Source organism: Bacillus sp. Je.9.29.b (assembly GCF_051129925.1).
Lineage (GTDB): Bacteria > Bacillota > Bacilli > Bacillales > Bacillaceae > Bacillus > Bacillus safensis.
The window spans coordinates 245,787-272,648 of sequence record NZ_JBCPSO010000001.1 but is presented as its reverse complement, the minus strand read 5'-3'; the positions used below and the strand labels follow the sequence as shown (position 1 = coordinate 272,648).

At 41.2% G+C, this 26,862-nt stretch carries 30 protein-coding genes and 1 riboswitch; of the genes, 7 read left to right on the top strand and 23 right to left on the bottom strand.

The annotated features are described in order from the left end of the window. Positions 1–17 precede the first annotated feature (17 nt). From AAZR19_RS01405 to AAZR19_RS01360, 10 genes are all read right to left on the bottom strand, one after another. Positions 18–704 (bottom strand): CotO family spore coat protein, encoded by a 687-nt coding sequence (locus AAZR19_RS01405; protein ID WP_197203157.1) that lies wholly within the window; start codon positions 702–704, stop codon positions 18–20. A gap of 114 nt (positions 705–818) precedes the next feature. After that, positions 819–1,595: an enoyl-ACP reductase FabI gene (gene fabI, locus AAZR19_RS01400; protein WP_024425017.1), complete on the bottom strand. Its 777-nt coding sequence runs from the start codon at positions 1,593–1,595 to the stop codon at positions 819–821. Between the two features lie 150 nt (positions 1,596–1,745). Next, complete coding sequence (thiD, locus tag AAZR19_RS01395) at positions 1,746–2,552, bottom strand: bifunctional hydroxymethylpyrimidine kinase/phosphomethylpyrimidine kinase (RefSeq protein ID WP_076840877.1); 807 nt, start codon at positions 2,550–2,552, stop codon at positions 1,746–1,748. A 16-nt stretch (positions 2,553–2,568) separates the two neighbouring features. Next, positions 2,569–3,582, bottom strand: coding sequence for a thiazole biosynthesis adenylyltransferase ThiF (locus tag AAZR19_RS01390; protein ID WP_087975594.1), 1,014 nt, complete (start codon positions 3,580–3,582; stop codon positions 2,569–2,571). Then, positions 3,579–4,346 (bottom strand): thiazole synthase, encoded by a 768-nt coding sequence (locus AAZR19_RS01385; RefSeq protein WP_025093416.1) that lies wholly within the window; start codon positions 4,344–4,346, stop codon positions 3,579–3,581. The genes AAZR19_RS01390 and AAZR19_RS01385 overlap by 4 nt, the downstream gene beginning before the upstream one ends. A 4-nt stretch (positions 4,347–4,350) precedes the next feature. After that, complete coding sequence (gene thiS / locus AAZR19_RS01380; RefSeq protein WP_024426466.1) at positions 4,351–4,554, bottom strand: sulfur carrier protein ThiS; 204 nt, start codon at positions 4,552–4,554, stop codon at positions 4,351–4,353. Further along, positions 4,551–5,663: a glycine oxidase ThiO gene (thiO, locus tag AAZR19_RS01375; RefSeq protein ID WP_197203158.1), complete on the bottom strand. Its 1,113-nt coding sequence runs from the start codon at positions 5,661–5,663 to the stop codon at positions 4,551–4,553. The genes thiS and thiO overlap by 4 nt, the downstream gene beginning before the upstream one ends. Next, positions 5,647–6,264, bottom strand: coding sequence for a thiazole tautomerase TenI (gene tenI, locus AAZR19_RS01370; protein WP_197203159.1), 618 nt, complete (start codon positions 6,262–6,264; stop codon positions 5,647–5,649). Before tenI ends, thiO begins: the two co-directional genes overlap by 17 nt. Further along, complete coding sequence (gene tenA, locus AAZR19_RS01365; RefSeq protein ID WP_041110154.1) at positions 6,239–6,949, bottom strand: thiaminase II; 711 nt, start codon at positions 6,947–6,949, stop codon at positions 6,239–6,241. The genes tenI and tenA overlap by 26 nt, the downstream gene beginning before the upstream one ends. Positions 6,950–7,027: 78 nt before the next feature. Beyond that, positions 7,028–7,137, bottom strand: a riboswitch (TPP riboswitch). Between the two features lie 59 nt (positions 7,138–7,196). Continuing rightward, the gene (locus AAZR19_RS01360; protein WP_098676820.1) at positions 7,197–9,038 is read right to left on the bottom strand and encodes a monovalent cation:proton antiporter family protein; all 1,842 of its coding nucleotides are present in this window, start codon (positions 9,036–9,038) and stop codon (positions 7,197–7,199) included. Positions 9,039–9,199: 161 nt separating this feature from the next. Here AAZR19_RS01360 and prpE point away from each other — a divergent pair, with 161 nt between their 5' ends. After that, positions 9,200–9,943, top strand: a complete 744-nt coding sequence (gene prpE / locus AAZR19_RS01355) for a bis(5'-nucleosyl)-tetraphosphatase PrpE (RefSeq protein ID WP_349905189.1) — start codon at positions 9,200–9,202, stop codon at positions 9,941–9,943. Between the two features lie 39 nt (positions 9,944–9,982). On the opposite strand, the gene AAZR19_RS01350 is transcribed toward prpE, so the two are convergent. From AAZR19_RS01350 to AAZR19_RS01335, 4 genes are all read right to left on the bottom strand, one after another. Beyond that, entirely contained in the window at positions 9,983–10,876 is an 894-nt protein-coding gene (locus AAZR19_RS01350; protein WP_202739259.1) for an RluA family pseudouridine synthase, read from the bottom strand. A 17-nt stretch (positions 10,877–10,893) separates the two neighbouring features. Continuing rightward, positions 10,894–11,694 carry an NAD kinase gene (locus tag AAZR19_RS01345; protein ID WP_003211364.1) on the bottom strand — a complete coding sequence of 267 codons (801 nt, stop codon included), beginning with the start codon at positions 11,692–11,694 and terminating at the stop codon, positions 10,894–10,896. 63 nt (positions 11,695–11,757) lie between these two features. Then, positions 11,758–12,387 (bottom strand): GTP pyrophosphokinase, encoded by a 630-nt coding sequence (locus tag AAZR19_RS01340; protein WP_075622820.1) that lies wholly within the window; start codon positions 12,385–12,387, stop codon positions 11,758–11,760. A gap of 33 nt (positions 12,388–12,420) precedes the next feature. Next, entirely contained in the window at positions 12,421–12,786 is a 366-nt protein-coding gene (locus AAZR19_RS01335; RefSeq protein WP_041110150.1) for a hypothetical protein, read from the bottom strand. Between the two features lie 235 nt (positions 12,787–13,021). Between AAZR19_RS01335 and AAZR19_RS01330 the strand changes: the two genes are divergently transcribed. From AAZR19_RS01330 to AAZR19_RS01310, 5 genes are all read left to right on the top strand, one after another. After that, positions 13,022–13,600, top strand: a complete 579-nt coding sequence (locus tag AAZR19_RS01330; RefSeq protein ID WP_076840872.1) for a CYTH domain-containing protein — start codon at positions 13,022–13,024, stop codon at positions 13,598–13,600. A 21-nt stretch (positions 13,601–13,621) separates the two neighbouring features. Next, complete coding sequence (locus AAZR19_RS01325) at positions 13,622–14,389, top strand: lytic transglycosylase domain-containing protein (RefSeq protein WP_226015084.1); 768 nt, start codon at positions 13,622–13,624, stop codon at positions 14,387–14,389. Positions 14,390–14,664: 275 nt separating this feature from the next. Next, positions 14,665–15,063, top strand: coding sequence for a thiol management oxidoreductase (locus tag AAZR19_RS01320; protein WP_008355333.1), 399 nt, complete (start codon positions 14,665–14,667; stop codon positions 15,061–15,063). Further along, positions 15,060–15,971, top strand: coding sequence for a ClpXP adapter SpxH family protein (locus tag AAZR19_RS01315; protein WP_076840870.1), 912 nt, complete (start codon positions 15,060–15,062; stop codon positions 15,969–15,971). The genes AAZR19_RS01320 and AAZR19_RS01315 overlap by 4 nt, the downstream gene beginning before the upstream one ends. Positions 15,972–16,266: 295 nt before the next feature. Further along, positions 16,267–16,440 carry a hypothetical protein gene (locus AAZR19_RS01310; protein ID WP_024425034.1) on the top strand — a complete coding sequence of 58 codons (174 nt, stop codon included), beginning with the start codon at positions 16,267–16,269 and terminating at the stop codon, positions 16,438–16,440. A 106-nt stretch (positions 16,441–16,546) separates the two neighbouring features. On the opposite strand, the gene pepF is transcribed toward AAZR19_RS01310, so the two are convergent. The 4 genes from pepF to mecA all read right to left on the bottom strand — a co-directional run bounded on the left by pepF (position 16,547) and on the right by mecA (position 22,184). Then, a complete protein-coding gene (gene pepF / locus AAZR19_RS01305) occupies positions 16,547–18,373 on the bottom strand; it encodes an oligoendopeptidase F (protein ID WP_281733681.1) in 1,827 nt (608 codons plus the stop codon). A 214-nt stretch (positions 18,374–18,587) separates the two neighbouring features. Further along, on the bottom strand, positions 18,588–19,748 hold the full coding sequence (locus AAZR19_RS01300) for a competence protein CoiA (RefSeq protein WP_434702102.1): 1,161 nt from the start codon (positions 19,746–19,748) through the stop codon (positions 18,588–18,590). Between the two features lie 162 nt (positions 19,749–19,910). Then, complete coding sequence (cls, locus tag AAZR19_RS01295) at positions 19,911–21,431, bottom strand: cardiolipin synthase (RefSeq protein WP_076840868.1); 1,521 nt, start codon at positions 21,429–21,431, stop codon at positions 19,911–19,913. 87 nt (positions 21,432–21,518) lie between these two features. Continuing rightward, the gene (gene mecA, locus AAZR19_RS01290) at positions 21,519–22,184 is read right to left on the bottom strand and encodes an adaptor protein MecA (protein ID WP_041110140.1); all 666 of its coding nucleotides are present in this window, start codon (positions 22,182–22,184) and stop codon (positions 21,519–21,521) included. A 263-nt stretch (positions 22,185–22,447) separates the two neighbouring features. Between mecA and AAZR19_RS01285 the strand changes: the two genes are divergently transcribed. Beyond that, on the top strand, positions 22,448–23,113 hold the full coding sequence (locus tag AAZR19_RS01285; RefSeq protein WP_076840867.1) for a TerC family protein: 666 nt from the start codon (positions 22,448–22,450) through the stop codon (positions 23,111–23,113). Positions 23,114–23,152: 39 nt separating this feature from the next. Here the strand turns inward: AAZR19_RS01285 and spxA are convergent, their stop codons facing one another. The 5 genes from spxA to AAZR19_RS01260 all read right to left on the bottom strand — a co-directional run bounded on the left by spxA (position 23,153) and on the right by AAZR19_RS01260 (position 26,851). After that, positions 23,153–23,548: a transcriptional regulator SpxA gene (spxA, locus tag AAZR19_RS01280; RefSeq protein ID WP_003211421.1), complete on the bottom strand. Its 396-nt coding sequence runs from the start codon at positions 23,546–23,548 to the stop codon at positions 23,153–23,155. Positions 23,549–23,741: 193 nt separating this feature from the next. Next, complete coding sequence (locus tag AAZR19_RS01275; RefSeq protein ID WP_034282062.1) at positions 23,742–24,320, bottom strand: GNAT family N-acetyltransferase; 579 nt, start codon at positions 24,318–24,320, stop codon at positions 23,742–23,744. A 137-nt stretch (positions 24,321–24,457) separates the two neighbouring features. After that, positions 24,458–24,745 carry a hypothetical protein gene (locus tag AAZR19_RS01270; RefSeq protein ID WP_076840866.1) on the bottom strand — a complete coding sequence of 96 codons (288 nt, stop codon included), beginning with the start codon at positions 24,743–24,745 and terminating at the stop codon, positions 24,458–24,460. Between the two features lie 104 nt (positions 24,746–24,849). Beyond that, positions 24,850–25,770, bottom strand: a complete 921-nt coding sequence (locus tag AAZR19_RS01265; protein ID WP_024425041.1) for an ABC transporter ATP-binding protein — start codon at positions 25,768–25,770, stop codon at positions 24,850–24,852. Position 25,771: 1 nt separating this feature from the next. Beyond that, a complete protein-coding gene (locus AAZR19_RS01260) occupies positions 25,772–26,851 on the bottom strand; it encodes an ABC transporter ATP-binding protein (RefSeq protein WP_024425042.1) in 1,080 nt (359 codons plus the stop codon). Between the last annotated feature and the right edge of the window lie 11 nt (positions 26,852–26,862).

The following is a 26,862-nucleotide window of genomic DNA, read 5'->3' as shown; positions in this document are numbered from 1 at the left end:
GGGACTTTTTTTATTAGTTAAAAACCTAGCGGGTGAATGGAAGAAATCTCAGCAATCGCTAATTCAACTGGATTTCCCCCGCCTGCTGTACGAATGATCACTGTATCATCTTTTCGATCCATGATGATTCCTCTATATGTTTTACCATCAGCTTCAATCAGACAAAGAGCCCTTGGCATATTATGAGGCAGTCTTGTGAGAAAATCGACTTTTTCATCAATACTCATCTGACTTAAAGGCTTTTTCACTCGTTTTCTTCTTGATTCTTCTTTTGTTTCATGAAAGACACCTTCTGGCTGGTTTCCCTCTTCTTCTTGAGACTCTCGCTTTTGTATGAGCTCTAGTTCTTGTGAGATCTCTTGTTCCTGCGCTGGCTCGGCTTCTTCTGTGATCTCTTGTTCCTGTGCAGGCTCGGCTTCTTGTGGGATCTCTTGTTCTTCTGTAAACTCAACTTCTTGTGTCATATCTCGTTCATGTTGAAGTTTAGGCGGCTCGGCTTCTTTTTTATGCTCTATTTCTTGAGCTGCAGGCTCCTCCTGCGTGCTTTCTTCGATCACGTCTTTTGCAGTGGTATCACTTTCTGGCTGTTTTTCTGATTTCTTTCGCTTTCTCACAATATTTTGCATGGCCGGCTTTGATTCATGATAGCTCGGCTGAACAATATACATCAGCGGCTTTTGATTCTCATCACCTTTATTTGACATACTAATCCCTCCCGAATGATTCATTCCTTATATATATGAACGGAGGCCTTAAATCAGAAGAAAAATAAAAAAACAGCATACCCTTCATCGGTATGCTGCAAGTCATGTATTCGTTTAGCGGGCAATGATATGGAAGCCGGAATCAACATGCAGATTCTCACCTGTCATGCCGCGAGATAGATCACTGAATAAGAATAGAGCGGTATCGCCAACTTCTTCAGGAGTTGTTGTACGGCGAAGTGGTGCGCGCTCTTCGATATCCTTCAGAATGGTATTAAAGCCGCTGATGCCCTTTGCAGATAACGTACGAATTGGACCAGCAGAAATACTGTTCACGCGGATGCCTTCTGCGCCTAAATCAGCTGCTAAATATTTCACACTTGCTTCAAGTGATGCTTTCGCTACACCCATTACGTTGTAGTTTGATACAACACGTTCTCCGCCTAGGTATGTAAGCGTCACAATGCTTCCACCCTCTGTCATTAATGGACGTGCTGCTTTTGCTACAGCAGTTAATGAGTATGCACTAATGTTGTGCGCCAAAAGGAAACCTTCACGGTTCGTGTTCAAGTATTCGCCAACAAGCTCTTCCTTGTTTGCAAATGCAATGGCATGCGCAACGCCATGAATGACTTGTACTTTTTCTTTAATTGCAGCAAAACATTTTTCGATTTCTTCATCACTTGTCACATCACATGGAAGAATGATTGAATCATCACGCTCAAGTGTGCTTGCCAGCTCTTTTACCGATTCAGCAAGACGATCTCCAACATAAGTAAAAATCAAACGAGCTCCAGCTTCATGAAGTGAGCGGGCAATTCCCCAAGCGATGCTTCGTTTATTGGCAACACCCATCACCACGATATTACGGCCTTCTAAAGAAAAGTTCATATGTAATAAAGCCTCCTATTTTTTCAAGACATAGTATTAGTACCTGATCATAATATTATCACAGATCATAAGAGAATGACAATTTCCGCTGAAAGAAAGTTTCATTTTCGCGAAAAAACCGCCCTCACAAGTGAAGACGGTTCGATACCCTTATCGTTTGATTCTGTTTTGCTGATAAGCAAAATGGTTCGTAGGTCCGTGTCCAGCTCCAATACGCAAAGGGAATTTAATGGCTTCATGAACAAAGGTTTCTGCTGTTTCAAAGGCTTTTTGCATCGAATATCCTTTCGCAATTTCAGCTGTTAATGCTGCTGCAAACGTGCAGCCTGTGCCATGTGTATGCGGTGTATCAATATGTTCATTTGTGACTTCAATAAAGCCTTTTCCATCATACAGCAGATCTGTAATCATCCCATCAGATGGCCCATGGCCGCCTTTGATCACGACATGTTTCGTACCGAGCTCATAAAGGCGCTCCGCTGCCAGATAGCGGTCCTTTTTCGTCTGAATTTGTATCCCTGTCAGTACTTCTGCTTCAGGAAGATTCGGCGTTACAGCATAGCTGACAGGCAGCAAGTGTGTTTTCATCGCAGAGACCGCATCTTCATTTAATAAAGAGGCCCCTCCTTTTGCGATCATGACTGGATCTACAATCAGCTTCATATCATATTGAATCGTTTTTTCAGCTACGATCTTGATCATGTCTGCACTCCACAGCATCCCTGTTTTGACGGCATCTGGCAGTAAGTCTTCTGCCACTGCATCTATTTGACGCTCTAACGCCTCAATTGAAAGCGGGTATATCCCGTGAACACCTAGTGTGTTTTGCGCAGTAATCGCCGTGATCGCAGACATTCCGTACACACCGAGCTCCTGAAAAGTTTTCAAATCTGCCTGAATGCCTGCTCCGCCGCCAGAATCAGAACCCGCGATTGTGAATGCTTTTTTGATCGTCATTTCTTCACACCTCTCATTAGCCAATCCATTGATGATAAATGGTTCTTGCTTTAGAAATATCATTCGTACCATGAACAAGCGCTCTGCCATCTTTAAATAAGACAAGCTTAAACTCATCCTTTTGACACGAAAGCAAATATGGATTCTCAAGCACATCCATCCCTGCTTTTTTTAACCGAAGAGCTACTTCATGTAAAGGCGGCGGTGTTTCTGCTGCACTGCGGATTTGTACCGTATTGCGGCCGCATAGTACATCTGCCTTCGCTCTCTTGTCATATGAAAGAAATGGATAGGTCTTTAGTCCACAGCTTGGACATTGCTTCTTCTTTAAAGACGCGGCCGACCGAATGTCAGACCGTTCATTTTTCCATAAATCGAAGGATTTTAAAATTGGAGTCACTTGATGTCCTGTTAAATATTTAAGTGCATCTGCCACTTGATATGCCGCCACTTGCTGCACAACTGGACTAATGATACCTGCTGTATCACATGTCATGCCTTGTGCGGGTAAATGTTCAAGCAGACAGTGTAAACACGGCGTCTCACCAGGGATCACTGTGAATTGAATGCCGTAACTTGCTACACAGGCCCCATAAAGGAACGGAATTTGATGTTTGACAGCGGCATCATTTGCGATCATTCTTACCTCAAAATTATCCGCTGCATCGACAATGATTGAAGCCTCACTGACAAGTTCGTCAATATTGTGAGCAGTCACATCGATTACGATTCCTTTGATGTGCACGTCACTGTTTACTTGCTTGAGTCTTTTTTCAGCCGCTACAGCCTTTGGCAGCCGATCCTTCACGTCTTGCTCCGTGTAAAGCTGCTGACGCTGAAGGTTGCTCCATTCAATATAATCTCGGTCCAAAATGGTGACAGATCCAACGCCGGCACGAACGAGCATTTCAGCACTTGCGGTTCCAAGTGCCCCCGCTCCAATAATGATCGCCTTTGAGTCATTTAGCCGCTTTTGCCCCTCTGTTCCGATTGGCTGAAAAAGCTCTTGGCGTGAATAACGAGTGCTCAAAATGACGGCATTCCTTCCTGTGGACTGCTCGCTGTCCCATAGTTTTTTAGCGGAATACGTCCTGCCTCATAGCCTAGTCTTCCTGATTCAATCGCCAGTTTCATTGCTTTTGCCATTTTCACAGGATCCTTTGCACCAGAGACAGCGGTATTTAGTAATACAGCGTCTGCTCCAAGCTCCATCGCATAAGCTGCATCCTTCGGAGAACCTACGCCAGCATCAATAATGACCGGCACCTTCGCCTGCTCAATAATAAATGAGAGATTCAAAGGATTTAGTAAGCCTTGGCCTGAACCAATTGGTGAAGCACCTGGCATGATGGCATGGACACCGAGTTCTTCTAATTTTCTTGCCAGCACCACATCATCAGATGTATATGGCAGCACGATAAATCCTTCCTCGAGCAGCATTTCAGATGCTTTTAATGTTTCAACTGGATCTGGCAAAAGAGACCTTGAACAGCCAATGACTTCTACCTTGATCATGTCACAAAGTCCAGAAGCCTTTGCTAAACGGGCAATACGCACTGCCTCTTCTGCTGTACTTGCTCCAGCTGTATTCGGAAGCAGCGTATATTTTGATAAATCAAGCTGCTCCAAAAAATTAGGCTGAGATGCTTCGAATATGTTCATTCTTCTGACAGCAAAGGTTAAAATTTCGGCTTCCGATACGTTCACCGCTTCTTTTTGAACCTCAAATGATGGGTACTTTCCTGTTCCGAGTAATAGTCTTGATGTGAATGTTTTTCCGCCAATGTGCAGCATTGGATCATCCTCCTCCTACGAAATGAACGATTTCAATCGTGTCATTTGGTTGAATTTCTACTTGTTGAAACGCTTCTTTATCAATGATTTCATGGTTCTTTTCAACGATCACCACACGGTTTTCAAGCTGATAGGCTGATAGCAGATCATAGATCGTTCCATTCTCTTGATCGAAATCAACGATTCTGCCATTCAATTGAATCTTCATACGAATAGTGCCTCCTTTCGTCCAATACGAAACGCGTGTAGCCATTCCTCTTTGACCGGTTCGTCTAATATCAGGTCACGAATGATTTCTCCAGTAATCGGCGCAAGTAAAATGCCATTCCTGTAATGCCCTGCAGCAAAAAGAATACGCTTGTCTTCTGGATGTCTTCCGATATAGGGATGCCGATCGTTTGTCGCCGGACGAAGGCCTGCCCAGCACTCTTCAATCGGCATCTCCTTAATAGAAGGCATAAGCTGAGACGCCTTTTGAATCACAGCTTCCATGCCGCCAAGCGTTGGAACAGCCTGCCACTCGTTTGGCTTCATTGTTGCGCCGATAACAAGCTTTCCGCTATCTCGCTGAACGATATAACAATGATCATGATAAATGGTGTGTGCGAGCGCCGGACCATTATTCCATACAGACACACATTCCCCTTTTACTGGATAAAGAGAATGCGATAATCCGAGTTCTTCAAAAAAACGGCCAGACCATACACCACTTGCGATTGTCAGATCATCACATGTGAATGTGCCCTTCGTTGTTCTGACAGTTAACGCTTCTTTGCCCCGCTTCACATCGATAACAGGTGTACACTCTTTCACATCTGCTCCGTACCGGACCGCCGCCTGCCATAAAGCCCTGCATACAGCGTAAGGCTCCACATGCACATCCTCTTCAATCAAACCTGCTCCCAGCATGTGATCTGTAACTTGAGGCATACATTTTTTTACGCTGCTAGCGTCAAGCCATTTAAATGTAGACAAATGCTGCATCCGGCAAAGGGCTTGTTTCTCTTCTTCTGTAAAGGCGACCTTCATGATACCGCCCGCTGAAGTTCGAATATCAATGCCTGATTCATGCAGAAGATCGACTTTTAATTTTTCGTACAATGCCTGGCTTGCTCTGCCTGCCTGAAAGAAAACATCCTCATGACCCTCTCCTTCAGCATGTGCACCGAGCATCCCGGCAGCCGCACTTGTCGTTTGCTTCCCTATCCCACTCGCTTCAAATAAGACCACCTGTTTTCCTGCTTTTGCAAGGTGATAGGCGATGGAGACCCCTATGATTCCACCACCAATGATTGCAACGTCATAATGCTTTTTCATAAGGATTCTCCTTTACCTTTTCAGAAAATGCTTGTGCCATCATACGCGGCTGATGATGAGCAAAAATCCCAGACATGACAGCAATTCCTTTCACATTTGCTTGTTTCAATTCTGGAACTCGTTCTGGGGTCACCCCGCCGATGGCCATCACTGGAATCGTTAGTGCAGAAGTCAGTTCTTTCACAAGCTGTACACCTCTTGCCTGAAGTCCTGGTTTACAAGAGGTAGCATATATGTGCCCAAACATGACATACTCTGCTCCATTTTTCTCTGCTGCTTTCGCTTCTTCTATCGAATGGACAGATACTCCCGCATGAAGGTGAGGAAATTTTTTTCGCAGTTCTTTTGGCGAAAAGCTGTGGCCCGGGAGATGCACCCTGTGAATATTGGTAAGCAGTGCAACGTCTACTCGGTCATTGATCACGAGCTTTTCTTTCGGCACACCTTCTAAAAGGAGATTCTTCACGAGATCAACAAGCTCACTTGCTGTTTTAGACCGTTCCCGAATATGAATAAAATCCACTTCAGACGCTATGGCTTTTATTTGTTTGATCAGTTCACCCGCAGAAAGGGAATCATTTGTCACTGCGTGGAGTTCCATTTGCACCAACCCCATCTAAGCAAGCTGTTTGCCACATTTCTTTTTGATACGCCATCTCCCAAAAGTGATATTCATAATAGCTTGAAATCACGAAATTTTCTTTCATATTGGCCCGTACATGGTCTGGTGCTTTTTCTGCTAGTTCATCAAAGCGGTTCACTTGTTCGAAGACGAGTTCCTTAAACCAATCGCCTCCGTATGTCAAAATCCATTCTTGGTAAATTGGATGGTCAGGTGTTGTTTGTTTCAGCTTTTCACCTACCTCATAATAGAGCCAGTAACACGGTAATAACGCGGCTAAAATCTCTTCAAACCGTCCACTTTTTACAGATCGGTACATATGAGAGGTATACGCATAAGCAGTGGGAGAAGGCTTAAAGTTCTCAATGGCTTCATCAGAAATTTGCAGAAGCTCTGTAAATTTCCTATGCAGCGACAGCTCTGCTTCATACGTGCCCTGGGCATGATACGCCATTCTGCCCGTCGTATGTAAGTCCTCACTCATCGCCGCTCCATATGCCTGCACCTTTGCAAAATGAGTTAAATAATAAGAATCCTGCATCACGTAATAGGTGAAACGATCGAGTGAAAGTGTTCCATCTCCAATCCCTTTGACAAAAGGATGTGTAAAGCTTCCATTCCACCATGTTGCTGCAGCCTCTTTACATTCTGTTGAAAACGTCATGTTCCTCTCCTCCTGTTTTTCCATATAAAAAAGCCACTTTCCGCGTGGAAAGTGGCTTGGAATTTGTAAAAAGCATAGTCAAAAACCGCACCACTTCCCTACGCAGGTATGAACCTGTTCAGGTAATGAGGGTCTAAAAGTGAACACTTTTATCTCAGCCCTTTTAAAGGACTCCCCTAGTGGATCAAATATATGATGTTGTACCTCTATCTTAATCAGGAATTGTTCATTGGTCAAGGGTTCATTGTCATTCTAATTGGGCTCTTAGTCCTGCCACATACTCACGAGAGCCCGATACAAGCACACGGTCGCCGCTTCTGAGTGTCGTATCTCCATGCGGTACTAAGCTGTCTATCCCTCTGAAAATGCGGACAAATACCAAATCACCGGTGAAAGGAAATTCTCTCAGCATGACATTATGATAACGATGATTGTTCATTTGAATTTGATACAAAGAAGAATCCTCATTTGTTAGCAATCGAATCGCATCAGGTGCTTCAATCAAAGCTCTTAGCACCGTTTTAGATGAAAGGAAAGTAGAAAACGTATCAATGCCCGCTTCCTTCAATGTCAGCTCTGCCTCTGCTTTGTTGACACTTGCAATGACTTGTTTCGCTCCTTCTTCTTTTGCAAATAAAGCAATTTCCTTATTTTTCGTCTCACTGCCTGTTGCGACGACAAGGACATCCTCTTGACCGACGCCTGCCTTTCTCAGCGTCTCATCGTCGTATTGTTCAATTGATTCGACTTCAAAGATAGAGTCTGCCAGCAGTGCTTCCTTATTTTCTTGAAACACATGCAAAATCCGAATGTCATATTCATCTTGATGTAAATCAAGTGTGACAGGTAAGGTCAGCTGATTTGCTCCAATAAAGGTCACACGCTTCTTATGGCTTGCCGCTTGTTCTTTTTTAAACAGCGCTTTAAACCAAACAGGTGTTAAAATACTCGTTAGCACAGCAACTAAAATCAGCGCTCCTGACATTTTATGATCAATGACACCTAGCCGCTCACCAATCGTCGCAGCTGCAATGACGAGAGATAGCGTTGAAGTTAATAAAAAGCCGGAGCCAATGACCTTTTTCATGTCATACCATTTTTTCAAATAAAGAATCGGGATGAGCTTACTCATAAGCAGCGCAATAAACAGCAGCGGAATCATGATCATGATGGTTGGGTCCTTAAACAGTGCCCATATATTCAGATCTACTCCGACCATCACAAAAAAGATCGGGATTAAAAATCCGTAGCCAAATGAGTCCAGTTGCTGAACGAGTTCTTTATTTGGCGAAAGAAGGGACACAAGCACGCCAGCTAAAAACGCCCCAAGAATATTTTCAGCCCCGAGTGATTCAGATAAGGCAACTAAGACTATAATGAGAGTAAAGATTGCCCTTGTCCCAATTTGCACGGTTCCTTTAGACATCGACTGAAAAATTGACTTTGTCTTAAATACGCGGCCAAATAAATAAAGAAGAATGCCTGCAGCAAATAATAAGAGCAGGAGCCACATGTTCCCTGTTCCATCTCCATAAATGGAGGAAAACACAGCAAGCAAAATCATCGTGACCAAATCGGCAATGACAGCTACAAGCAGAATGATTTGACCGATATTCGTCTGCATCAACTTTTCCTCTTTTAATGTTGGAACCACTACGCCTAATGAGATGGTAGAGATAATGAGCGTCATTAAAAAGGCATTTTGGATAAACCCTGCGAGTACAAACGCATAGGACAGAATAAAAGAAATACAAAATACCCCAAGAAAAATAATGGTGGCAGCTTTAAATGTATTTGGTTCTTTTAAACCATTTGGAAGTTCTCGTGCTTTCTTCTTTGACTCAAAAGAAGAAAAATCTATTTCAAGTCCACTTAAAAACATCAGAAAAATAAAACCGAGCATGGATAATGTATCTAACCACGCATCATGTTCGACAACCAGTTGAAGACCGCTTTTCCCAATGATGAGCCCCATGATGATTTCAGCTACAACGACCGGAATGGTCAGCTTAAATCGGTGCAATAAAATAGGGGTGAAAAAGGCGACAATGATAACGACAACGAGTGATGAAACAGATGTATGCTCCATTGGCTAAAGCCTCCTAACATTCATGTTTAATTTTTAAGTCTTACGTTAAAGCATTGATTCTAACAATTGCCCAAATGAAATGAAAGCCATTCGTTATATTTTCTAAAATTCAAACTTCTTTATATCCGACGAATGGATGAAAAAAATCAGGAGGAAACCTTATGAAATTCGATATCATTGGCGATATCCACGGCTGCTACGAAGAGCTGCTTACCCTCATACACAAACTAGGATACGAACTCAAACATGGATTACCCATCCATCCTGATAAGAGAACGCTGGCCCTTGTTGGTGATCTAACAGATCGTGGACCTCAGTCAGTAGACGTCATGCGATTTGTCATTCATGCCTATTCACACGGCGCAATCCGCTATGTACCTGGCAACCATTGCTTTAAGCTTTATCGTTACTTAAAAGGAAATCCCGTCAAATTGCTTCATGGCATCGAAACCACAGTGAACGAAATAAAAAAACTGCCAATTCATGAACAAAATAAATTGTCACATGAATTTAAGCAATTATTCGAGAAGGCTCCGCTTTATGATGTACTCATTCCTGATGAGCTGATCATTGCACACGCAGCGATGAAAGAAAAGGATATTGGAAAAAAGCCGAATAAACAAATGCGGTCCTATTTATTATTTGGTGCCGTCACAGGAGAAACATGGCCAGATGGACGACCTGTTCGCAAGGACTGGGCAAAGGAGTATCACGGAAAACCGTGGATTGTGTATGGCCATACACCAGTGAAAGAACCTCGATTCGTTGGCAGAACCGTCAATATTGACACAGGCTGCGTATTTGGCAACAAGCTGTCTGCCCTCACATACCCTGAGCTTAAAACGGTCTCCGTTCCTTCATCCATGCCTTATGATGAGTCAAGATTTCAGCATTTCACATCATAAAAAACCCGGCCCTGCGCTGCAGGTGACCGGGTTCTCTATTTAAAAAAGCAATGATTTCATATCATCAGGAAGCGGGGCTGAAAATGTCATTTGCTCACCTGTCATCGGATGAGGAAATACAAGGGTTTCACTATGCAGTGCCTGCCGGTCCATCCGCTCGGCCGTTCCGCCATACAGCGTATCTCCGATGAGCGGATACCCAAGAAATTGCATATGAACACGAATTTGATGTGTTCTCCCGGTTTCAAGCGAGAGAGACACATCCGACATGTTCAACTCGGCGATTACCGCTCGCACGGAATAATGCGTCACTGCCTCCTGCCCAGTATCATCAACCATCCGCTCGATAATACTATCCCCTTTTCGGGCAATTTTTGCAGCGATCGTTCCCTGTTTTTCTGTGATCATGCCATGTGTAAACGCTCTGTATGTTCGCTTAACCGCTCCACTTTTTTGCGCCTTTGATAAAAGGCTATGGGCAAAGCGATGCTTCGCCACAAGCATGACGCCAGATGTGTCACGATCAAGACGGTTCACCAAATGAACCGTATGCCGAACAGACTGCTTGGCATAATGATGCAGCAATCCATTCGCAATACTGTGCTCAGGGTGCTCCCGAGAAGGGATCGAAGGAATATACGGCCTTTTATTCAGCACAAGGACATGCTCGTCCTCAAATATAATATCAAGCGGAATCGGTGCAGGCTTCAGTCCTTCACTCACTTTTTCCTCGGGAAATAAAATGGTGAGCCTGTCCCCTTCATGCAGCTCGCACTTCACGGTAACATGCTCTCCATTAATGAGGAGGTCACCGCCATCAAACTTAATATCCGTCAGCATTCTTTTCGAAATGCCAAGATCAATTAAATATTCCTTTAAAAGCAGCCCTTCTTCTTTGGCTGTTATGGTTTTGTTTAACGTAAAGTATTCCAGCGGGAACAACCTCTTTCTTATTCTCCTTTTCCGATAAAGGAATCTTGCACCCTTTTCCAAAACGGAAAAGGTCTAAATCTGGCAAAACGGACATTCTCGTCTGCCACCCGGCATTGAATGGATTTGACGTCTTTATGAAGCAGTGTCAAATGATCAATGGTCACCTGAAAATCGACATCATTCCTCGGTTTAATCACACAAGTATGATGGTCAGGCAAAATAAGCGGTGAACCGACCGTCCGAAACACTCGGTTGTTGATTGAAGCCATTTCTGCCAGCTGAATGGCTCTAATGGAAGGATGAATAATAGCGCCACCCAGTGCCTTATTATAGGCCGTACTGCCAGATGGTGTAGACAGACAAAGGCCGTCACCTCTGAATGTTTCAAACAGCTGGCCTCTAATTTCAACATCTGCCACAAGTGTCCCTTCCATACTTTTAATTGTACATTCATTCATTGCTAAATATTTCTCTTCTCTGCCGCCGTCGTTGTATCTGACAATGACTTCTAAGATCGGATATTCCACAATATGATAAGGCGTTTTCGCAATGGCTAAGACGAGTTTTTCAATTTCACTCGGCACCCAGTCAGCATAGAAGCCAAGATGACCTGTATGAACACCGACAAAAGCTGTTTCATTTAGACGGTCGCTATAACGGTGAAACGCATAAAGAAGGGTGCCGTCTCCACCAACCGTAATGACAAGATCCGGTTCCTCTTCATTTAGTTCCATACCAAAATCCAATAAGTAGGTCTGAATTTTACTTTTGAGCGTGTCAGATACAGAATTCCCTTTTGAAGAAACTGCAAATTTCATGAATTCTTCTCCTTTTTCACCTTGCTGCTATAAGAGGGCAGCATCATATTTGATCAAACTGGCTCAGTTGTCGTTTTTCTTTTTCCGGGAAAATGCCACTTGTGCTTCTTGAATTTCCCCTCTGATTTCGGACATTTCTTCATCGAGACGAGATGCTGCCTCAGATGCTCTTTGAAGGCGCAGCTTGACCTTCTCCGGGATATTCCCACTATATTTATAATTCAGAGAATGCTCAATGGTCGCCCAAAAGTTCATCGCAAGCGTACGAATTTGGATTTCGACGAGGAGCTGTTTCTCTCCACTTACGGTTTGCAGCGGATATAACACAACAAGGTGGTAAGAGCGGTATCCGCTTTCTTTATGTTCTGCAATATAGTCGCGTTTATCTACAACCACAAAATCTTTACGTGACTGGAGCATTTTTTTCACGACTTGTATATCTTCTACAAACTGGCACATAATGCGAAGCCCAGCAATATCCTGCATCGTTTCAATCTCATGCATCGGGATGTTTTTACGCTTTGCCTTTTCTAATATGCTGGCAACGGGTTTCACTCGGCCTGTGACAAATTCTACTGGTGAATGGTCATCCTCGAATTCATACAGCTTTCGAATGCCTTTTAGTTTCACTTTTAATTCTTCGACTGCTTGTTTATACGGTGCGAGGAATTGATCCCATTGTTTTTTGTCCATGAAACTTCCCCCAATTCCATATACCTAATTATTTCAGAGGAATGTGCTTTTCACTTTCTCTTCCATATCTCCGTAATTGGCATTGTCTTTAATATTGTCGATTAAATAATGTAATTCCTGTTGAAGCTGAATGAGTTCCAGCGATTGTTCACCCGATGCCAAATAGACAGGGATGTCACGATTCATTGCTTCTTTTAATGGAGCCCATGTATGTTCCCCTAAAATAAGATACGAAAAGGACTCCTCGGTTTCAAGTATGTAAACGAACGCAAAGTGATCAGAATCAACAAGCATTTGTCCTGATGCTTTTGCTTTTTGGATTTGCTCTTCTGACTGGATTGTCAAAATCAGCCTATCTTCTTTTAAAGTTGCTTCTGTGATTTCAATTCTGTTTTGCATCATGATCTCCTTTACAACAAAGTACAGCTTTATTTTATCATATCAAGTTCAATATTGATAAACCGAACTTTTTGAGAAAATCCTGTTTTTCTCTTTTAAATGATCCTTTCCCAAGATTCTTCATTCATTTTGGTCCATACCTAAAGAAAATAGAGAGAAAAAAACAGTCTTTTACATGGTGAATACACTTCATGTACAATAATCATATTTCCTCTAATGAAAGGTTGATGTCAAAATGGCACAGGAAATTGAAATCGAACTAAAGCAATTATTAATGAAAGAAGAATTTGAACGGCTGAAACACCATTTTCAATTGAAGGATGCGGATTTCCACACGCAAACCAACTATTATTTTGATACACCTCAATTTGATATAAAATCTCAATTGGCTGCATTAAGAATGAGAGAAAAAAACGGTCAATGGGTGCTCACATTAAAAGAACCGCACGAATTAGGCTTGCTCGAAACCCACCAAACAATCGCTCCCCCATCTCAACTTGACGATTTTGAGCTGCCAGAAGGTGAAGTTGCGGACAGATTAGACCACCTGAACATTCAAAAGGATCAAATTGTGTACTTTGGTTCACTTGAAACGTCAAGAGCAGAAAAAATGATCCAAGAAGGCTTAATTGTTTTGGATCACAGCCGATATTTAACAGTAGAGGACTATGAACTTGAATTTGAAGTGAGCGACCTGGAAATCGGACAAGCCGCTTTCTCCACATTGCTCCGCAAATTTCATATTCCAGTACGAAACACGAAAAACAAAGTCGTTCGTTTTTATGAAGAAAAAATGAAAACACAGAATAGATGAATTCCTTGAAGGAGGAACATGATGAACGTCAATCAACTTCAATCCTTTATGCAGCTTCAAGCGCTTAAAACGTTACAGACAGATCCAGCACAAACGCAAATGTCTGCAGGTCAAGAATCGAATGCCCAAGCTTCATTTCAGTCGCTGCTGCAAGATTTTTTAGGCGGATCAGAATTATCACGTATCCCGCTTTCCATCTCTGCTTTTATGGGCACGGACCCGTCAACGGCTCCGAACACGCAATATGCGCGTACAAATCCATATTTATCTGCCATTTCCGGCAGTGAGCAGCTTCAGGCCCAATCTTTGTACGCAAATGACAATCAATTAAATACAGCGAATGGCATTGGAAATGTCTTAAACAACAGCTACACACCGCCGCTTCAAAAGGCAGTCTCAAGCGGCTCATCATCAAAAGAGATTAATCAAATCGTGTCACAAATGGCTCAAAAGCATGGCGTTCCCGAAAAGCTGATTCACGCGGTCATCAAGCAGGAATCCGGCTACCGCACAAATGCTGTCAGCCATGCAGGTGCGCTTGGACTCATGCAGCTCATGCCATCTACGGCTAAATCACTTGGCGTCAACAATGCCTTTGATGCCGCCCAAAACATTGAAGGCGGAACGAAGTATTTAAAACAAATGCTCCATAAATATAACGGAAATATCTCACTCGCCTTAGCGGCCTATAATGCAGGCTCAGGAAATGTAGATAAATATGGAGGCATTCCTCCATTTAAAGAAACACAAAATTATGTAAAGAAAATCACAGCTCAATATTTCGCTTAAACCGAAGAGAATAACCTCTTCGGTTTTTTGTATGTCGCTTTTCCCCCTTTTTTGACTGAATGTGTTATGATATGGTCAATTGATCACAGAATCCGATTCTCTCTTTATTTCGAGCAGACCAAAGCGGTTTGTTTGTGGAATTGAGATGAGGTTGTTAAAATAAGTACAAGAATAGAAACAATAAAATAGAACAAACTGAATATCACTTTTGAAATAAATGAAATGCGCAATAGGGTGAGTCATCCTATTAACTACGAGTAAAAGGAGTAGTCAACATGGTACAATCGTTTAACGCACCTTACGAAGCGGTTGGAGAGGAACTTCTATCGCAACTTGTTGATACTTTTTATGAAAATGTAAAGTGTCATCCTTTGCTTCATCCTATTTTCCCGGATGACTTAAAAGAAACAGCAAGAAAACAAAAACAGTTTTTAACGCAATATTTAGGCGGACCACCGCTTTATACAGAAGAGCATGGCCACCCAATGCTGCGGGCGAGACATCTCCCTTTTCCGATTACTGAGGAGCGGGCTGACGCATGGCTTGAATGCATGGAGGATGCAATGGATCAAGTAGGATTAACCGGCGATATTCGTGACTTTTTATTTGAACGGCTTTCTCTGACGGCTCGTCATATGGTCAACCAAACACCTGAAAAGGATGGACGATCTTGAGCTGCAATACGCACGATCAATATTTCTCACACTGTCACGGACATCCTCAAAAGCCGATTGAAATCTATGTATTCATTGATCCTCTAAGCCCAGACTGCTGGTTATTAGAGCCATCCATTAAAAAGTTGAAAATGAAATATGGCCGTTTTTTCACTTTACGAACGGTAACAAGTTCTAGTATTAATGCTTTGAATCGGAAAAGAAAGAAACATTTACTGACTGAAGCATGGGGGAAATTTGCCACTAAAACGCAGACCAAAAAAGAACAAATGCTGTCTGAACAAATTGTGACATCACCCTACCTCGCCTCACTCGCACTAAAAGCAGCGGAGCTTCAAGGCAGAAAATGCGGAATGAAATTTTTGCGTCTTATTCAAGAATCACTTTTTTGCCATCAGCAAGATGTCACAAGTGAGCAGGTACTGATAGAAAATGCAAAAAGTGCTGGTCTGGACATCGAGGAATTCCAGCGGGACATTCATTCTCAAAGTGCTGTGAAAGCCCTGCAATGTGATATGAAAATTGCAGCTGAAATGGACGTAACTGAGCTTCCGACCTTCGCCTTTTTTAATACCGTAAATGGAGATGAAGGATTAAAAATTTCAGGTGCCTACTCTTATGATATATACGAGGAAATCCTTTTTGAAATGATTGGTGAAAAACCAACACCATCAGAACGGCCTCCAATTGAATGGTTTATTGCTTACTTTCAATTTGCTTCCGCAAAAGAAATAGCCGTTGTCTATGACCTGACGCTTGAAGAAGTTGAACGAGAAATGAAGAAGCTGGCTTTCGCTCAAAAGGTAGAACGTGTACAAGTGCAGCAAGAAATGTTTTGGCGCTATAAAGAGAATGACCACCATACAGATCTTGATGTCTATCGCTGTGAAAATGAACATGGGTGCTGACCCATGTTTTTCTTTACCTTCACCAGGAACATGTGTTCTGTTTATAAATACGAAGAAACCGCGCCGGGATAAGCGCGGTTTCACTATGTCTTAACGACAACAAAGGGGATGGGAGAAATTTTTCACGGTCAAACAAAGGGGTAATGTTTGTATGTGATTAATTTCACATCTGTAGTATATCAAATTTTGTCGACTTATGACAACAGATATACTATATGTTCATATTTTTGTCACAAAACATAAGAGGGTTGTCACTTTCATATAGTAAAAGTAACAAAAAAATGGGGGGATCTGCATGCGCAGCACAACTATTGGACTTGTTGCCATTGGCTTATGTTTCTTTTTAAATATATTAGGCTTAATGAAGATGCTTCCTCTTTATTTGACGTCTCCACTCTTATTTGCTTCTATTCTTTTTACGCTTTATCGAATGAATCACCGTAAGACCTTTAGAGGTTTTAAAGGTTGATGCTTGACCAGGAACGGCCTCGACATCTGAAGAGGTCTTTTTTATGAGAAAAAAACTCCTGTCAAAAGATGAGATAGCACTCACACGTCTGACAGAAGTCTTTTCATTACTCACCTGTTTTGGAGATGAGTTCTTCCATTTCTTTTAGTTTTTCTTCGAACAATTGACATGCTGCTTCGATTGGTTCTTTAGAAGCCATATCAACACCTGCTTTTTTCAGCACATTGATTGGATAATCAGAGCTTCCTGCTTTAAGGAAATCGGTGTAGCGCTCTACCGCTGGTTTTCCTTCTTGTAAGATTTGCTTGCTTAATGCCTGCGCCGCACTATAGCCTGTCGCGTATTGATACACATAATAGTTGTAATAAAAATGAGGGATTCTCGTCCACTCTAATCCGATTTCCTTATCAACCACCATGCCGTCACCAAAGTACTTCTTGTTCAGGTCGTAATAAAGGTTCGTCATAAATTCTGGCGTTAAAGCCTCTCCTTCTTGTGCTTTCACATGAATAAGATGCTCAAACTCAGCAAACATCGTTTGTCTAAATACCGTTCCTCTAAATCCTTCTAACAAGTGGTTTAATACATACAAACGCTGCTTTTTATCGTCTAAATGATTAAGCAGGTATTCGCCTAGTAACGCTTCATTTGTAGTGGAAGCCACTTCAGCTACAAAGATACTATAGTTTCCATACGGATATGGCTGGTGCTTTCTTGTATAGTAGCTGTGGACGGAATGCCCAAATTCATGAGCCAGTGTAAACAAATTATCAATATTATTTTGCCAGTTCATGAGGATATATGGATTTGTACCATAGCTCCCAGATGAATAAGCACCGCTTCGTTTCCCTTTATTCTCATAAACGTCTACCCAGCGATTTTCGAGTCCTTCTTTTAACACGGACACATATTCTTCTCCTAATGGGGCTAACCCTTTCAGCATATAATCCTTTGCTTCATCGTAGGTGAGCTTCATGCCAGCATCTTTCACAAGTGGTGTGTACAAGTCGTAATTGTGCACTTCATCAAGCTTTAATACCTTTTTACGTAATTCAATATAACGGTGTAATAACGGTAAATATTGATGAACTGTATCAATTAGATTGTCATACACTTCTTCCGGGATGCTGTTTCGTGATAGTGCTGCTTCTCTTGCCGATTTGTAATTTCGTACTTTTGCATAAAAATTATCCTTTTTAATCGAACCGCTCAGTGTAGAAGCAAGTGTATTCTTATACTGATCATACGTTTTGTACACAGCTTTAAAAGCATTCTTTCTCACTTCACGATCATCACTATTTAAAAATGTGATGAAGTTGCCGTGGGTAATCTTCTTTTCCTCCCCATTCTCATCCTTTACAGAAGGGAACGAAATGTCGGCGTTGTTAAACATACTAAACGTAGTAGATGAAGATGAAAGTGGTTCAGATGCCTCAGCTAATAAAGCTTCTTGCTCCTCACTTAAAATATGTGGACGCTCTTTATTAATTTCTTCGAGAGCATGTGAATACAGTTTTAATTCTTCTTTTTCTAGTATGAATTGCTGCAATTTATCTTCTTGAATCGATAAAATCTCTGGAACAATATAAGCAGATGTACTAGACAGCTGTGTAAATAGATTCGATGCCTTATCATTTAACGCCTGAAATGATGAGTTCGTTGTATCTTCATCATATTTCATGTGCGCATATGTATAAAGCTTGCCAAGCTTTTCAGAAAGTTGATCCTGAAAGGTGAGGGCTTCATACAGAACATCAGCAGAATGGGCCAGCTTGCCTTTAAACTGGGCCAGCTTCGGAATTTCTTTTTTGACCGCTTCGAATTCCTTGTTCCATGCATCAACGCTTTCAAAAATATCTTCAAGACGCCATTTGTTTTCTTCTTTTACTTCGCTTCTGTCTGGTAAATGATTGTTTTTGTTTTGTGAAGTCATATGAATCCCCCTTGCATGAGTTGTGTTGAACCAACCTTTCGGAAAGTGAAAGAAATTGGTGTTGTATTTATCTTCTTTGTTTTGAACTATATTTGTCAAATCATATGCAGAAATAAATACCAAACAGACTAAAAAAATGAGAAAAAAGCGTTTCTTTTGATTCAATAGCAGCACCACCTTTTTCTTATCATGATCAAAGTGGTCATGAAACATGCTAATGAAATAAGAAAGCATCTCGTTTTAACACTTCATCTAGTGTTCGTATAGGCATTTGATTCGACGATACTTCATAATTACCCTCTTTCGTCATATGTAAAAACCCTTGTCTTACAAGCGCATTTACATATGCAGTGACCACCTCTTTTATTTCTTCTCTTGAAACATCGCCATATCGGAGTTTCACTTCTTTCATTTGCACACATCGATTGATTTCCATCATCAGCTGTTGAATCGTCACTCTTCCGCTTCCTTTTTTCCGCATCATCCAATCATAGAGGCACCCCTGCCAAACATACACGGGACTTGTAAAGATATACGCTTCTTGCACCGGGATAAATAATTCAGTTGGCAAAAAAGGGAATGCTGTTTGATGATGCTCATAAAAAATATCTCTCAAACGTTTGCTTTCATTTGATAAAATGCGAGGAGGACGCAACCTAAATTGCTGTATACATTTAATCCATTGTTGGTTTACTTGACGCTTGCTTGAAGGCGGAGATAGAAATGCCGGAATTACGCGGTATGATGAAGGCGGTCTGACAGTCATGGCCGCACATATTTTCTTTGGTTGAAACACGAGGAATTGATCAAGATGGATGAACCTATTCTGGATCGGGCAGAAAAAAATCAACCGCCTTTCCTCTGATTCCCTTAAAATTCCCCAATGAATGGAGGAGAAAGAAAAAAGCTGGGCAGATTTTCGGTTTAAACGATTTGCCCCTATCATCCATATGGGAAAGAGCCCTGCCTCGCGGAGACCTGCTGTTCTTTTGCGAAGCTCTTGCCGGGAAATATTTGCACATTGAAATTCGATTGCATAGGTTTCATTTCCTATAGAGACGGTCACATCAGGACGCTGATGAATATTTGACATATACTTTTCCAGCGCAGGTTTATGTCCAAGCCCCTTCAGCCAATTCATAATAGCATCCTTTCCCGCCTGATGATAAGCCGTTTCGCCTGAGGCTAACGGACATGCTGTCAGCTGTTTATGCGCAAAATGATAGACACGATGCTCCCCTAGCTTTAATTGCACCTCCTCCCTGCACTCAGGACAATAAAATTTGCACGTCGTTCTTACATGCTCCAGACGGCTTTTCGATAGATGATGTGTCATTCGGATAAGCTTACCGTTATCCATAATTGCTGCATTCATTCAGTTCGCCCCTTGCTCTTTGATAACCGTATTATAGCTTGTTCTTCTATAAGGAAGCGAAAAGGCAAAATGAATTTTTACCGTGTCAAAAGATGATTTTAATAATCATTTCTTCAGTAAAATCAAAAATCCCCCTTATAGAAAAGGGGGAAAATATAATCTTTATAAAAGTGGTGATAATAATCTTGCGGTTGATTCAAACAGTCTGACCCTCAAAGGTCTCTTTGCGAACTCTTCTGAAACAATTTCATGTGAATGCTCTAAATCACCTAAGAAATCGTTGACGAGCTTCTCTGTGCTTTTCGTTTTATAGAGGAAGGCATTCACTTCAAAGTTCAAATGAAAGCTTCTCATATCCATGTTTGCCGTTCCAATTGAAGCCAGTTCATTATCCACAATAATAAATTTACTATGCATAAAGCCTTGATCATACTCGTACACCTTCGCCCCTGCGTCAAGAAGCTCTGGGAAGTATGAACGAGACGCATGGAAAACAATCCGTTTATCTGGATTCTTTGGAGCAATAATCCGGACATCTACTCCGCTCAATGCGGCAATTTTCAATGCTGACAAAATATCATCATCCGGGACAAAATACGGTGAAGCGATCCAGATGGACTTTTTAGCGGAGATGATCATAGAGAAAAAGAGATTTTTAATGACCTCCCACTGCTTGTCAGGCCCGCCAGCAATCATTTGTACGCCTTCTGTTGTACTCTCAAGGTGGCTGAAATCTTTGAAATAGTCCACACCTGAGCATCTTTCATTCGTCATATAATACCAATCCTGCATGAAAATCTGCTGGAGGTCACGAACAGCTTCGCCTTTAATCATCAGGTGTGTATCACGCCAGAATCCATATTGTCTGCTTCGGCCCAAGTATTCGTCTCCAATGTTAAGCCCGCCGACAAATCCCACTTCTCCATCAATTACGACAATTTTTCTATGATTTCGGAAGTTGATTTTATTATTTAAAAGGGGGAGCCTTACTGGTAAAAACGGAACGATCTGAACGCCAGCCTTTTCTAGGTCAGCAATATATTGACGAGAAAGCTTTAAGCTTCCTACATCGTCATATAAAAAACGGACAATCACGCCATTTTTCGCTTTTTCAATGAGAATCTCCTTTAATTCTTGACCAAGGTCATCGTGGCGGAGAATGTAATATTCTAAATGAATGTGATGAGTTGCTTTTTTAATCTCTTCAAAAATATGAGAGAATGTTTCTTCACCATTGGTTAAGACTTTAGAGGACGTGCGATATGTAATAGGAGTATGTCCGAGTCTGTGGGCCAGCTTAAATAAGAGCTGCTGATGATCACCCATATGCGTCATTTTTTCAATCGCTTCTCTATGGATACGTTCATCTTCCTGGATTAACTTCTCGTCCAATACCGCCTTCTTTTCAAACAGCCGGCGCTTTTTGATATTGCGTCCAAAGAAAATGTAGAACAAAAAGCCGAATAACGGAAAGCTGCCAAGCAGGACAAGCCATGTAATCGTTTGAGACGGATTCCGGTTCTCCAAGAAAATAACAAATCCGATGAAAATAATCGATAAAGTAAATAGAACACTGACAGAACTTAATACACTTACCGCTAAATCACCGACAATCAATTGGATGATTAAATAAGCACCTATCGTAATGATTAGAAAAAATAGAACTTTGACTAAATTTCTCATTTCATTTTTCTCCTTGCCGATCTCTTTATTTACCTATTCATTCAGATAAAAAAGCCGATTCCTCTATAGAAATCGACTTTTTGTTAGTTACGAGAAGTGCTGTTGAATCGTTTCAAGGGCATTCCCTTCGATAATCAGCTGACCGTATTCTTTCAGTCTGTAGATGCTGACCACTGATTCATGAGCATATTCAAGCAAAATGCTGAGCTTATTCTCCACTTGCTCATCTGACAAATCCTCGTGGAAGTCAACATATAGATAATAACGGTTTTCAAACGAATATAAACTTGTGGTAAAATCCTGCATATTTAATTGAGAAAGTGCAATCAAATCTTCAAAGTCATCCATTTTTAACACAAATTGAAGTTGAAGTTTTTTGTCCTTCTCATTATGTTCTTCTTGATCTTGCTCTTCTTTATGAAAATCATCAAGCAGTGCGTCTAAGCTTTCTTCATCTGTTTGATCTTTTTTATCTTCTGGAATCGGCAATTCGAGCTTTTGTCCATCTTTAGAAAGTTGGGCTTTTGTCACGACAATTTCAAGACCTTTGTCAAGTGCCTGTACTTGAATCCAAAGCGGTCCCTCTACTGCAAATTCTTCTTCTTCGTGCACTTCGTCCATTACTTCCCAAAACAGCTCTTCACTGCGCTCACGATTATACCAAATCTCTTCACGGTCAAATCCGCGATCTTCAATATCACCGTAGGAAATATAAAATTTTACTGTATGTTCATTTATTCTTTCGATTTCCATTTTGCCAACCTTCCCTTCTATATAAGATGTTGAAGGGACATACAAGCTCCCAATTAATAGTACTTTACTACACTTTACCCGTTCCGTCTACATGTTAACCGTTTAAAGAATTGAGGTATTGCTTCGTACTGTCTATTTTATGATAAAACATGAATAAAAGAAATAAAAACGCATTTTTTGCAGAGAAAACTTGCAGAAACATATATTTGAATTGTCCTCATATATTGGTTGTACGAGCTTTATTAGGACAAGAGGTGAAATGGATGGAAACAGAGTGGATCGTATCCTTACTGATGATTATTGGCATAGACCTGATTTTAGGCGGAGATAATGCACTCATCATTGCGATGGCCAGTCGAAGTTTATCACATGACAAACGCAATAAAGCCATTTGGATCGGCACTCTTTTAGCCGTGTTGATGAGAATTACAATGACTGGTGCCGCCGTTTATTTATTGACTATCCCTTATTTGCAGTTTATTGGCGGTCTTTTTCTCCTTTATATAGGATACAATCTGTTAATTGAACAAAAGAAGGAATCCATTCGGATTAAGAGCAGCGGCTCCCTTTGGCGTGCAGTTCAAACCATTGTGATTGCCGACCTCTTTATGTCACTTGATAATGTCATCGCAGTTGCAGGTGCAGCAAAAGGGAACATGCTTCTGACCGCGTTTGGCCTCATGATTTCTGTACCGATTATTATTTGGGGAAGCAAACTGATTCATGCAGCTTTAACTAAAATTCCGTTTCTTTTATACGGAGGAAGTGCACTTTTGGCCTTTACTGGCGGAGAAATGATTGTGCGTGATGTGAAATTGACTGAATTTATGTCACAGCATGCCACGCTTGAATTGATGCTACCGTTTTTAACCGTCATTACTGTCATATTAGCAAGCCTCTTTTACGAACAAACGGCTGAAAACAAATAAAAAAAGCTGCCAAATGATCGGCAGCTTTTCGCGTTTTTATTAGTTAGCAAGTCGCTGAGCTTCTCTTAGTTGGAATGTACGAACCGTTCTTGGTAAGAAACGTCTAATTTCATCTTCATTGTACCCAACTTGTAATCTTTTTTCATCCAAGATAATTGGACGACGCAAAAGACCTGGATGCTCATTGATTAGTTTATACAATTGTTGAAGCGGCATTGTCTCAACATTGACATTTAGTTTTTGGAATACTTTTGAACGTGTTGAGATAATTTCGTCTGTACCGTCTTCTGTCATTCGAAGAATTTCTTTGATTTCATCGATTGAAAGAGGCTCAGAAAAAATGTTTCTCTCTTGATATGGGATATTGTGCTCTTCTAACCACGCTCTTGCTTTTCTACATGATGTACAGCTTGGTGATGTGTATAATGTTACCATAAATCTTCACTCCTCAATTTGTAGAATGAATATTGATCTGTATTCTTAAATTAAAATTGTTCTAAATAAGTAATCTTTATAGTGATTATACTATAAAAAAGTAAGTGTGAACAGATTTTCTTGCAATTTTTGTGACAAAAACTAGACAATTTCATTCATTTTGTCGTGCTGCTGGATGTCAGAACATTCTCATTTACTCGAGATGATCGAAAATATTTTTTTGCTTTCTATTTTCAATGATCTTCAATACATCATCAACATCCTCATACGATTGTCCATACCATTCTTCATCTTTATACGTATGGATTCGTTCATAGGTCTTCCTCATGGCTTCCATGATCTCTTCCTCATGATTTGTAAGAGGCGACCAATAAAGAATTTCCATGCGGTTCACTTCATTAGTTGCAAGTGACCTGCGTTTATAACCGATTGATTCTGCATGCTTGAAGTGCTCTCTTTGGTAAAACTTTAGGCGTTTTGCAGTATCTGCATCATCTTCATCTACAGGCTCGACCTCAAGCAAGATCGGTTTCTTTTTTTCCTTCAGCTTATGAATAAGCTTTGACCCGAGGCCTTCACCTCTTGCATCTTTGGAAACAAATAAATAATCAATAAAGATGAAAGAATCAAATTCGGCGTACATCATCACATGATGAGGTCCTTCCTCCTTATGATAAATATCACTTCTTTCCTTTAATAAAGCTTCCATATGCTCTTTTGACTTCATTTCTTCTATCGGGAAGTATTCACTGAGCTTTTCATACCAATTCATGGATTTGCTCCTTATGCTATAGTTAAGAACCACTTCCTTAGATATTCCCGATTTCCTGCTATTTAAACGCCTGTACTAGTAAGACGCAGCAAAGTCTAAAGTAGTTTCACTTTTTTTCAATTAACGCAAAAAAAGTTTTATAACGAACGATTCATGACGAGTTGAATACAGACAAACAGGATAATTGTCATCGCAATTTGAAGCATGATGAAATAAAGATATTTTACGCGCCGTGCTTCTTTCTTCTGACCGCTTGTCTTTCGGTTAAGCAAATATTCCACCGAAAAAGACACAATCCCAATGAGCACCATAAACGCGAGCATCCACTTTCCTCCGTTTGGTTTCCTGAAAAAAGACGTTGAAAAAAGCATGAATACAAGGAGAACATGAAGCAATGAATAACGATAAGTTTTCCAATTTAACATTTGATTTCCTCCGGTATCTGATTGCACTTAACTAAAAATTACCATCATCTTGTTTTTTTGTAAAATAAAAAAAGAAGCACTGACTTAGCAGTGCTTCTTCCTTCTTATGATTGTTTCGCCTGTAGCTCTTTGAATTCTTCCTCTGTGCAGCTCACAAAGTGGCCTGGCTTCACTTCACGGAACTCGGTGTTTGTTCCTTTGTGAACAGATGGATCATACTTGATTCGTTTGCGGTTACGCTCATAATCAGGATCTGGAAGCGGAATCGCAGACAGCAATGATTTTGTATATGGATGAAGCGGGTTTTCGTATAATTCATTCGCTGGTGCCAGCTCAACCAATTTTCCGAAATACATCACGCCGATACGATCGCTGATGTATTTTACCATGGACAAGTCATGGGCAATGAATAAGTACGTTAAACCTTTTTCCTCTTGAAGCTCTTTCAATAAATTGACGACCTGCGCTTGGATCGACACGTCTAATGCAGAGATTGGTTCATCGGCGATGATGAAATCCGGCTCTACTGCTAATGCACGTGCAATTCCGATACGCTGCCTTTGACCGCCTGAGAATTCATGCGGGTATCTGTTCGCATGCTCTTTGTTCAAGCCAACAGTTTCAAGTAATTGGTACACACGCTCTTTACGCGCCTGTTTTGTTTTTGCAAGGCCATGAATGTCGATGCCCTCTGCAATGATATCAAGCACTGTCATTCTAGGGTTGAGTGAAGCATATGGATCTTGGAAGATCATCTGCATTTGACGGTTGAACTCAAGCATTTTTTGTCTTGATTTCTTCCCGTGTACATTTTCTCCCTTATAAAGAACTTCACCATCTGTCGCATCATAAAGTCTAATGATCGAACGGCCCGTAGTGGATTTACCACAACCAGACTCACCTACAAGACCAAGCGTTTCACCTTTGTAAATATCAAATGAAACCCCATCAACTGCTTTCACAGTTCCTCTTGCTGTATGGAAATGCTGTTTCAAATTTTTGATTTCTAACAGTTTTTCTGCCATGCTATTCACCCTCTTTTACTAATACAGGTTTTTCGTAGCTACCTTCTAGTTCACGCATTCTCGCCTTTACAGAAGCAGGCGGTTCAACTTTAGGTGCATTCGGATGAAGTAGCCATGATTTCACATAATGCGTATCTGATACTTTGAACATTGGCGGTTCTTGTTCAAAGTCAATTTTCATTGCATAATCGCTGCGGAGTGCAAATGCATCTCCTTTCGGCGGGTTTGTCAGATCTGGCGGTGTTCCTGGAATGGCAGTCAGCTTTCCTTCATCTCCGCCATCTGTGTCAAGACTCGGCATGGATGCTAAAAGTCCCCATGTATACGGATGCTTAGGATTGTAGAAAATTTCATCGACAGTCCCTGTCTCCACAATCTGTCCTGCATACATAACAGCTACACGATCAGCGACGTTGGCAACAACACCTAGATCATGCGTAATAAAGATAATCGAAGTGTCAACCTTTTGCTGAATTTCTTTCATTAATTCTAAAATTTGTGCTTGAATTGTTACATCAAGTGCAGTCGTTGGCTCATCGGCAATCAGCAACTTTGGATCTGCTGCAAGCGCCATGGCGATGACAACCCTTTGTCTCATCCCGCCACTAAATTCGTGCGGATATTGTTTAATTCTTTTTTCAGGCATTGGAATTCCAACGAGCTCCAATAGTTCAATGGCTCTTTTTTCAGCCGCTTCTTTTGAAATTTGTTCATGCTTGAATAGCACTTCTGTAATTTGTTTCCCGACTTTCATCGTTGGATTCAAAGACGTCATCGGATCTTGGAAGATCATTGAGATATCTTTTCCTCGAATGGTTTGCATTTGTTTCTCAGTTTTCTTGACAATATCTTGGCCATCAAACAGGATCTGTCCGCGCTTGAAATAACCCGGCGGCATCGGAATTAATCTCATGATCGCTTGTGATGTCACACTTTTACCAGAGCCAGATTCACCTACAATAGCAAGTGTCTCGCCTTTATTTAAGTGGAAGTTCACACCACGAATGGCTTGAACCTCTCCACCATATGTTTTAAATGAGATTGCAAGGTCTTTCACCTCTAGAATACGTTCACGTTCCATCCTAATCACTC

Coding starts and splice junctions, on each gene's coding strand:
- AAZR19_RS01340 (WP_075622820.1), bottom strand. CDS start 12,387: ATGGACAAAAAACAATGGGATCAATTCCTCGCACCGTATAAACAAGCA.
- AAZR19_RS01260 (WP_024425042.1), bottom strand. CDS start 26,851: ATGGAACGTGAACGTATTCTAGAGGTGAAAGACCTTGCAATCTCATTT.
- AAZR19_RS01385 (WP_025093416.1), bottom strand. CDS start 4,346: ATGCTGCACATTGGCGGAAAAACATTCACATCAAGACTATTACTCGGA.
- thiD (WP_076840877.1), bottom strand. CDS start 2,552: ATGACGATCAAAAAAGCATTCACAATCGCGGGTTCTGATTCTGGCGGC.
- AAZR19_RS01285 (WP_076840867.1), top strand. CDS start 22,448: ATGGAAACAGAGTGGATCGTATCCTTACTGATGATTATTGGCATAGAC.
- thiS (WP_024426466.1), bottom strand. CDS start 4,554: ATGAAGATTCAATTGAATGGCAGAATCGTTGATTTCGATCAAGAGAAT.
- AAZR19_RS01270 (WP_076840866.1), bottom strand. CDS start 24,745: ATGTTAAATTGGAAAACTTATCGTTATTCATTGCTTCATGTTCTCCTT.
- AAZR19_RS01320 (WP_008355333.1), top strand. CDS start 14,665: ATGGTACAATCGTTTAACGCACCTTACGAAGCGGTTGGAGAGGAACTT.
- AAZR19_RS01360 (WP_098676820.1), bottom strand. CDS start 9,038: ATGGAGCATACATCTGTTTCATCACTCGTTGTCGTTATCATTGTCGCC.
- fabI (WP_024425017.1), bottom strand. CDS start 1,595: ATGAACTTTTCTTTAGAAGGCCGTAATATCGTGGTGATGGGTGTTGCC.
- tenA (WP_041110154.1), bottom strand. CDS start 6,949: ATGACGTTTTCAACAGAATGTAAAGAGGCTGCAGCAACATGGTGGAAT.
- AAZR19_RS01405 (WP_197203157.1), bottom strand. CDS start 704: ATGTCAAATAAAGGTGATGAGAATCAAAAGCCGCTGATGTATATTGTT.
- mecA (WP_041110140.1), bottom strand. CDS start 22,184: ATGGAAATCGAAAGAATAAATGAACATACAGTAAAATTTTATATTTCC.
- prpE (WP_349905189.1), top strand. CDS start 9,200: ATGAAATTCGATATCATTGGCGATATCCACGGCTGCTACGAAGAGCTG.
- AAZR19_RS01300 (WP_434702102.1), bottom strand. CDS start 19,748: ATGAATGCAGCAATTATGGATAACGGTAAGCTTATCCGAATGACACAT.
- spxA (WP_003211421.1), bottom strand. CDS start 23,548: ATGGTAACATTATACACATCACCAAGCTGTACATCATGTAGAAAAGCA.
- AAZR19_RS01265 (WP_024425041.1), bottom strand. CDS start 25,770: ATGGCAGAAAAACTGTTAGAAATCAAAAATTTGAAACAGCATTTCCAT.
- cls (WP_076840868.1), bottom strand. CDS start 21,431: ATGAGAAATTTAGTCAAAGTTCTATTTTTTCTAATCATTACGATAGGT.
- AAZR19_RS01325 (WP_226015084.1), top strand. CDS start 13,622: ATGAACGTCAATCAACTTCAATCCTTTATGCAGCTTCAAGCGCTTAAA.
- pepF (WP_281733681.1), bottom strand. CDS start 18,373: ATGACTTCACAAAACAAAAACAATCATTTACCAGACAGAAGCGAAGTA.
- AAZR19_RS01345 (WP_003211364.1), bottom strand. CDS start 11,694: ATGAAATTTGCAGTTTCTTCAAAAGGGAATTCTGTATCTGACACGCTC.
- AAZR19_RS01310 (WP_024425034.1), top strand. CDS start 16,267: ATGCGCAGCACAACTATTGGACTTGTTGCCATTGGCTTATGTTTCTTT.
- AAZR19_RS01330 (WP_076840872.1), top strand. CDS start 13,022: ATGGCACAGGAAATTGAAATCGAACTAAAGCAATTATTAATGAAAGAA.
- thiO (WP_197203158.1), bottom strand. CDS start 5,663: ATGAAAAAGCATTATGACGTTGCAATCATTGGTGGTGGAATCATAGGG.
- AAZR19_RS01335 (WP_041110150.1), bottom strand. CDS start 12,786: ATGCAAAACAGAATTGAAATCACAGAAGCAACTTTAAAAGAAGATAGG.
- tenI (WP_197203159.1), bottom strand. CDS start 6,264: ATGGAACTCCACGCAGTGACAAATGATTCCCTTTCTGCGGGTGAACTG.
- AAZR19_RS01275 (WP_034282062.1), bottom strand. CDS start 24,320: ATGAATTGGTATGAAAAGCTCAGTGAATACTTCCCGATAGAAGAAATG.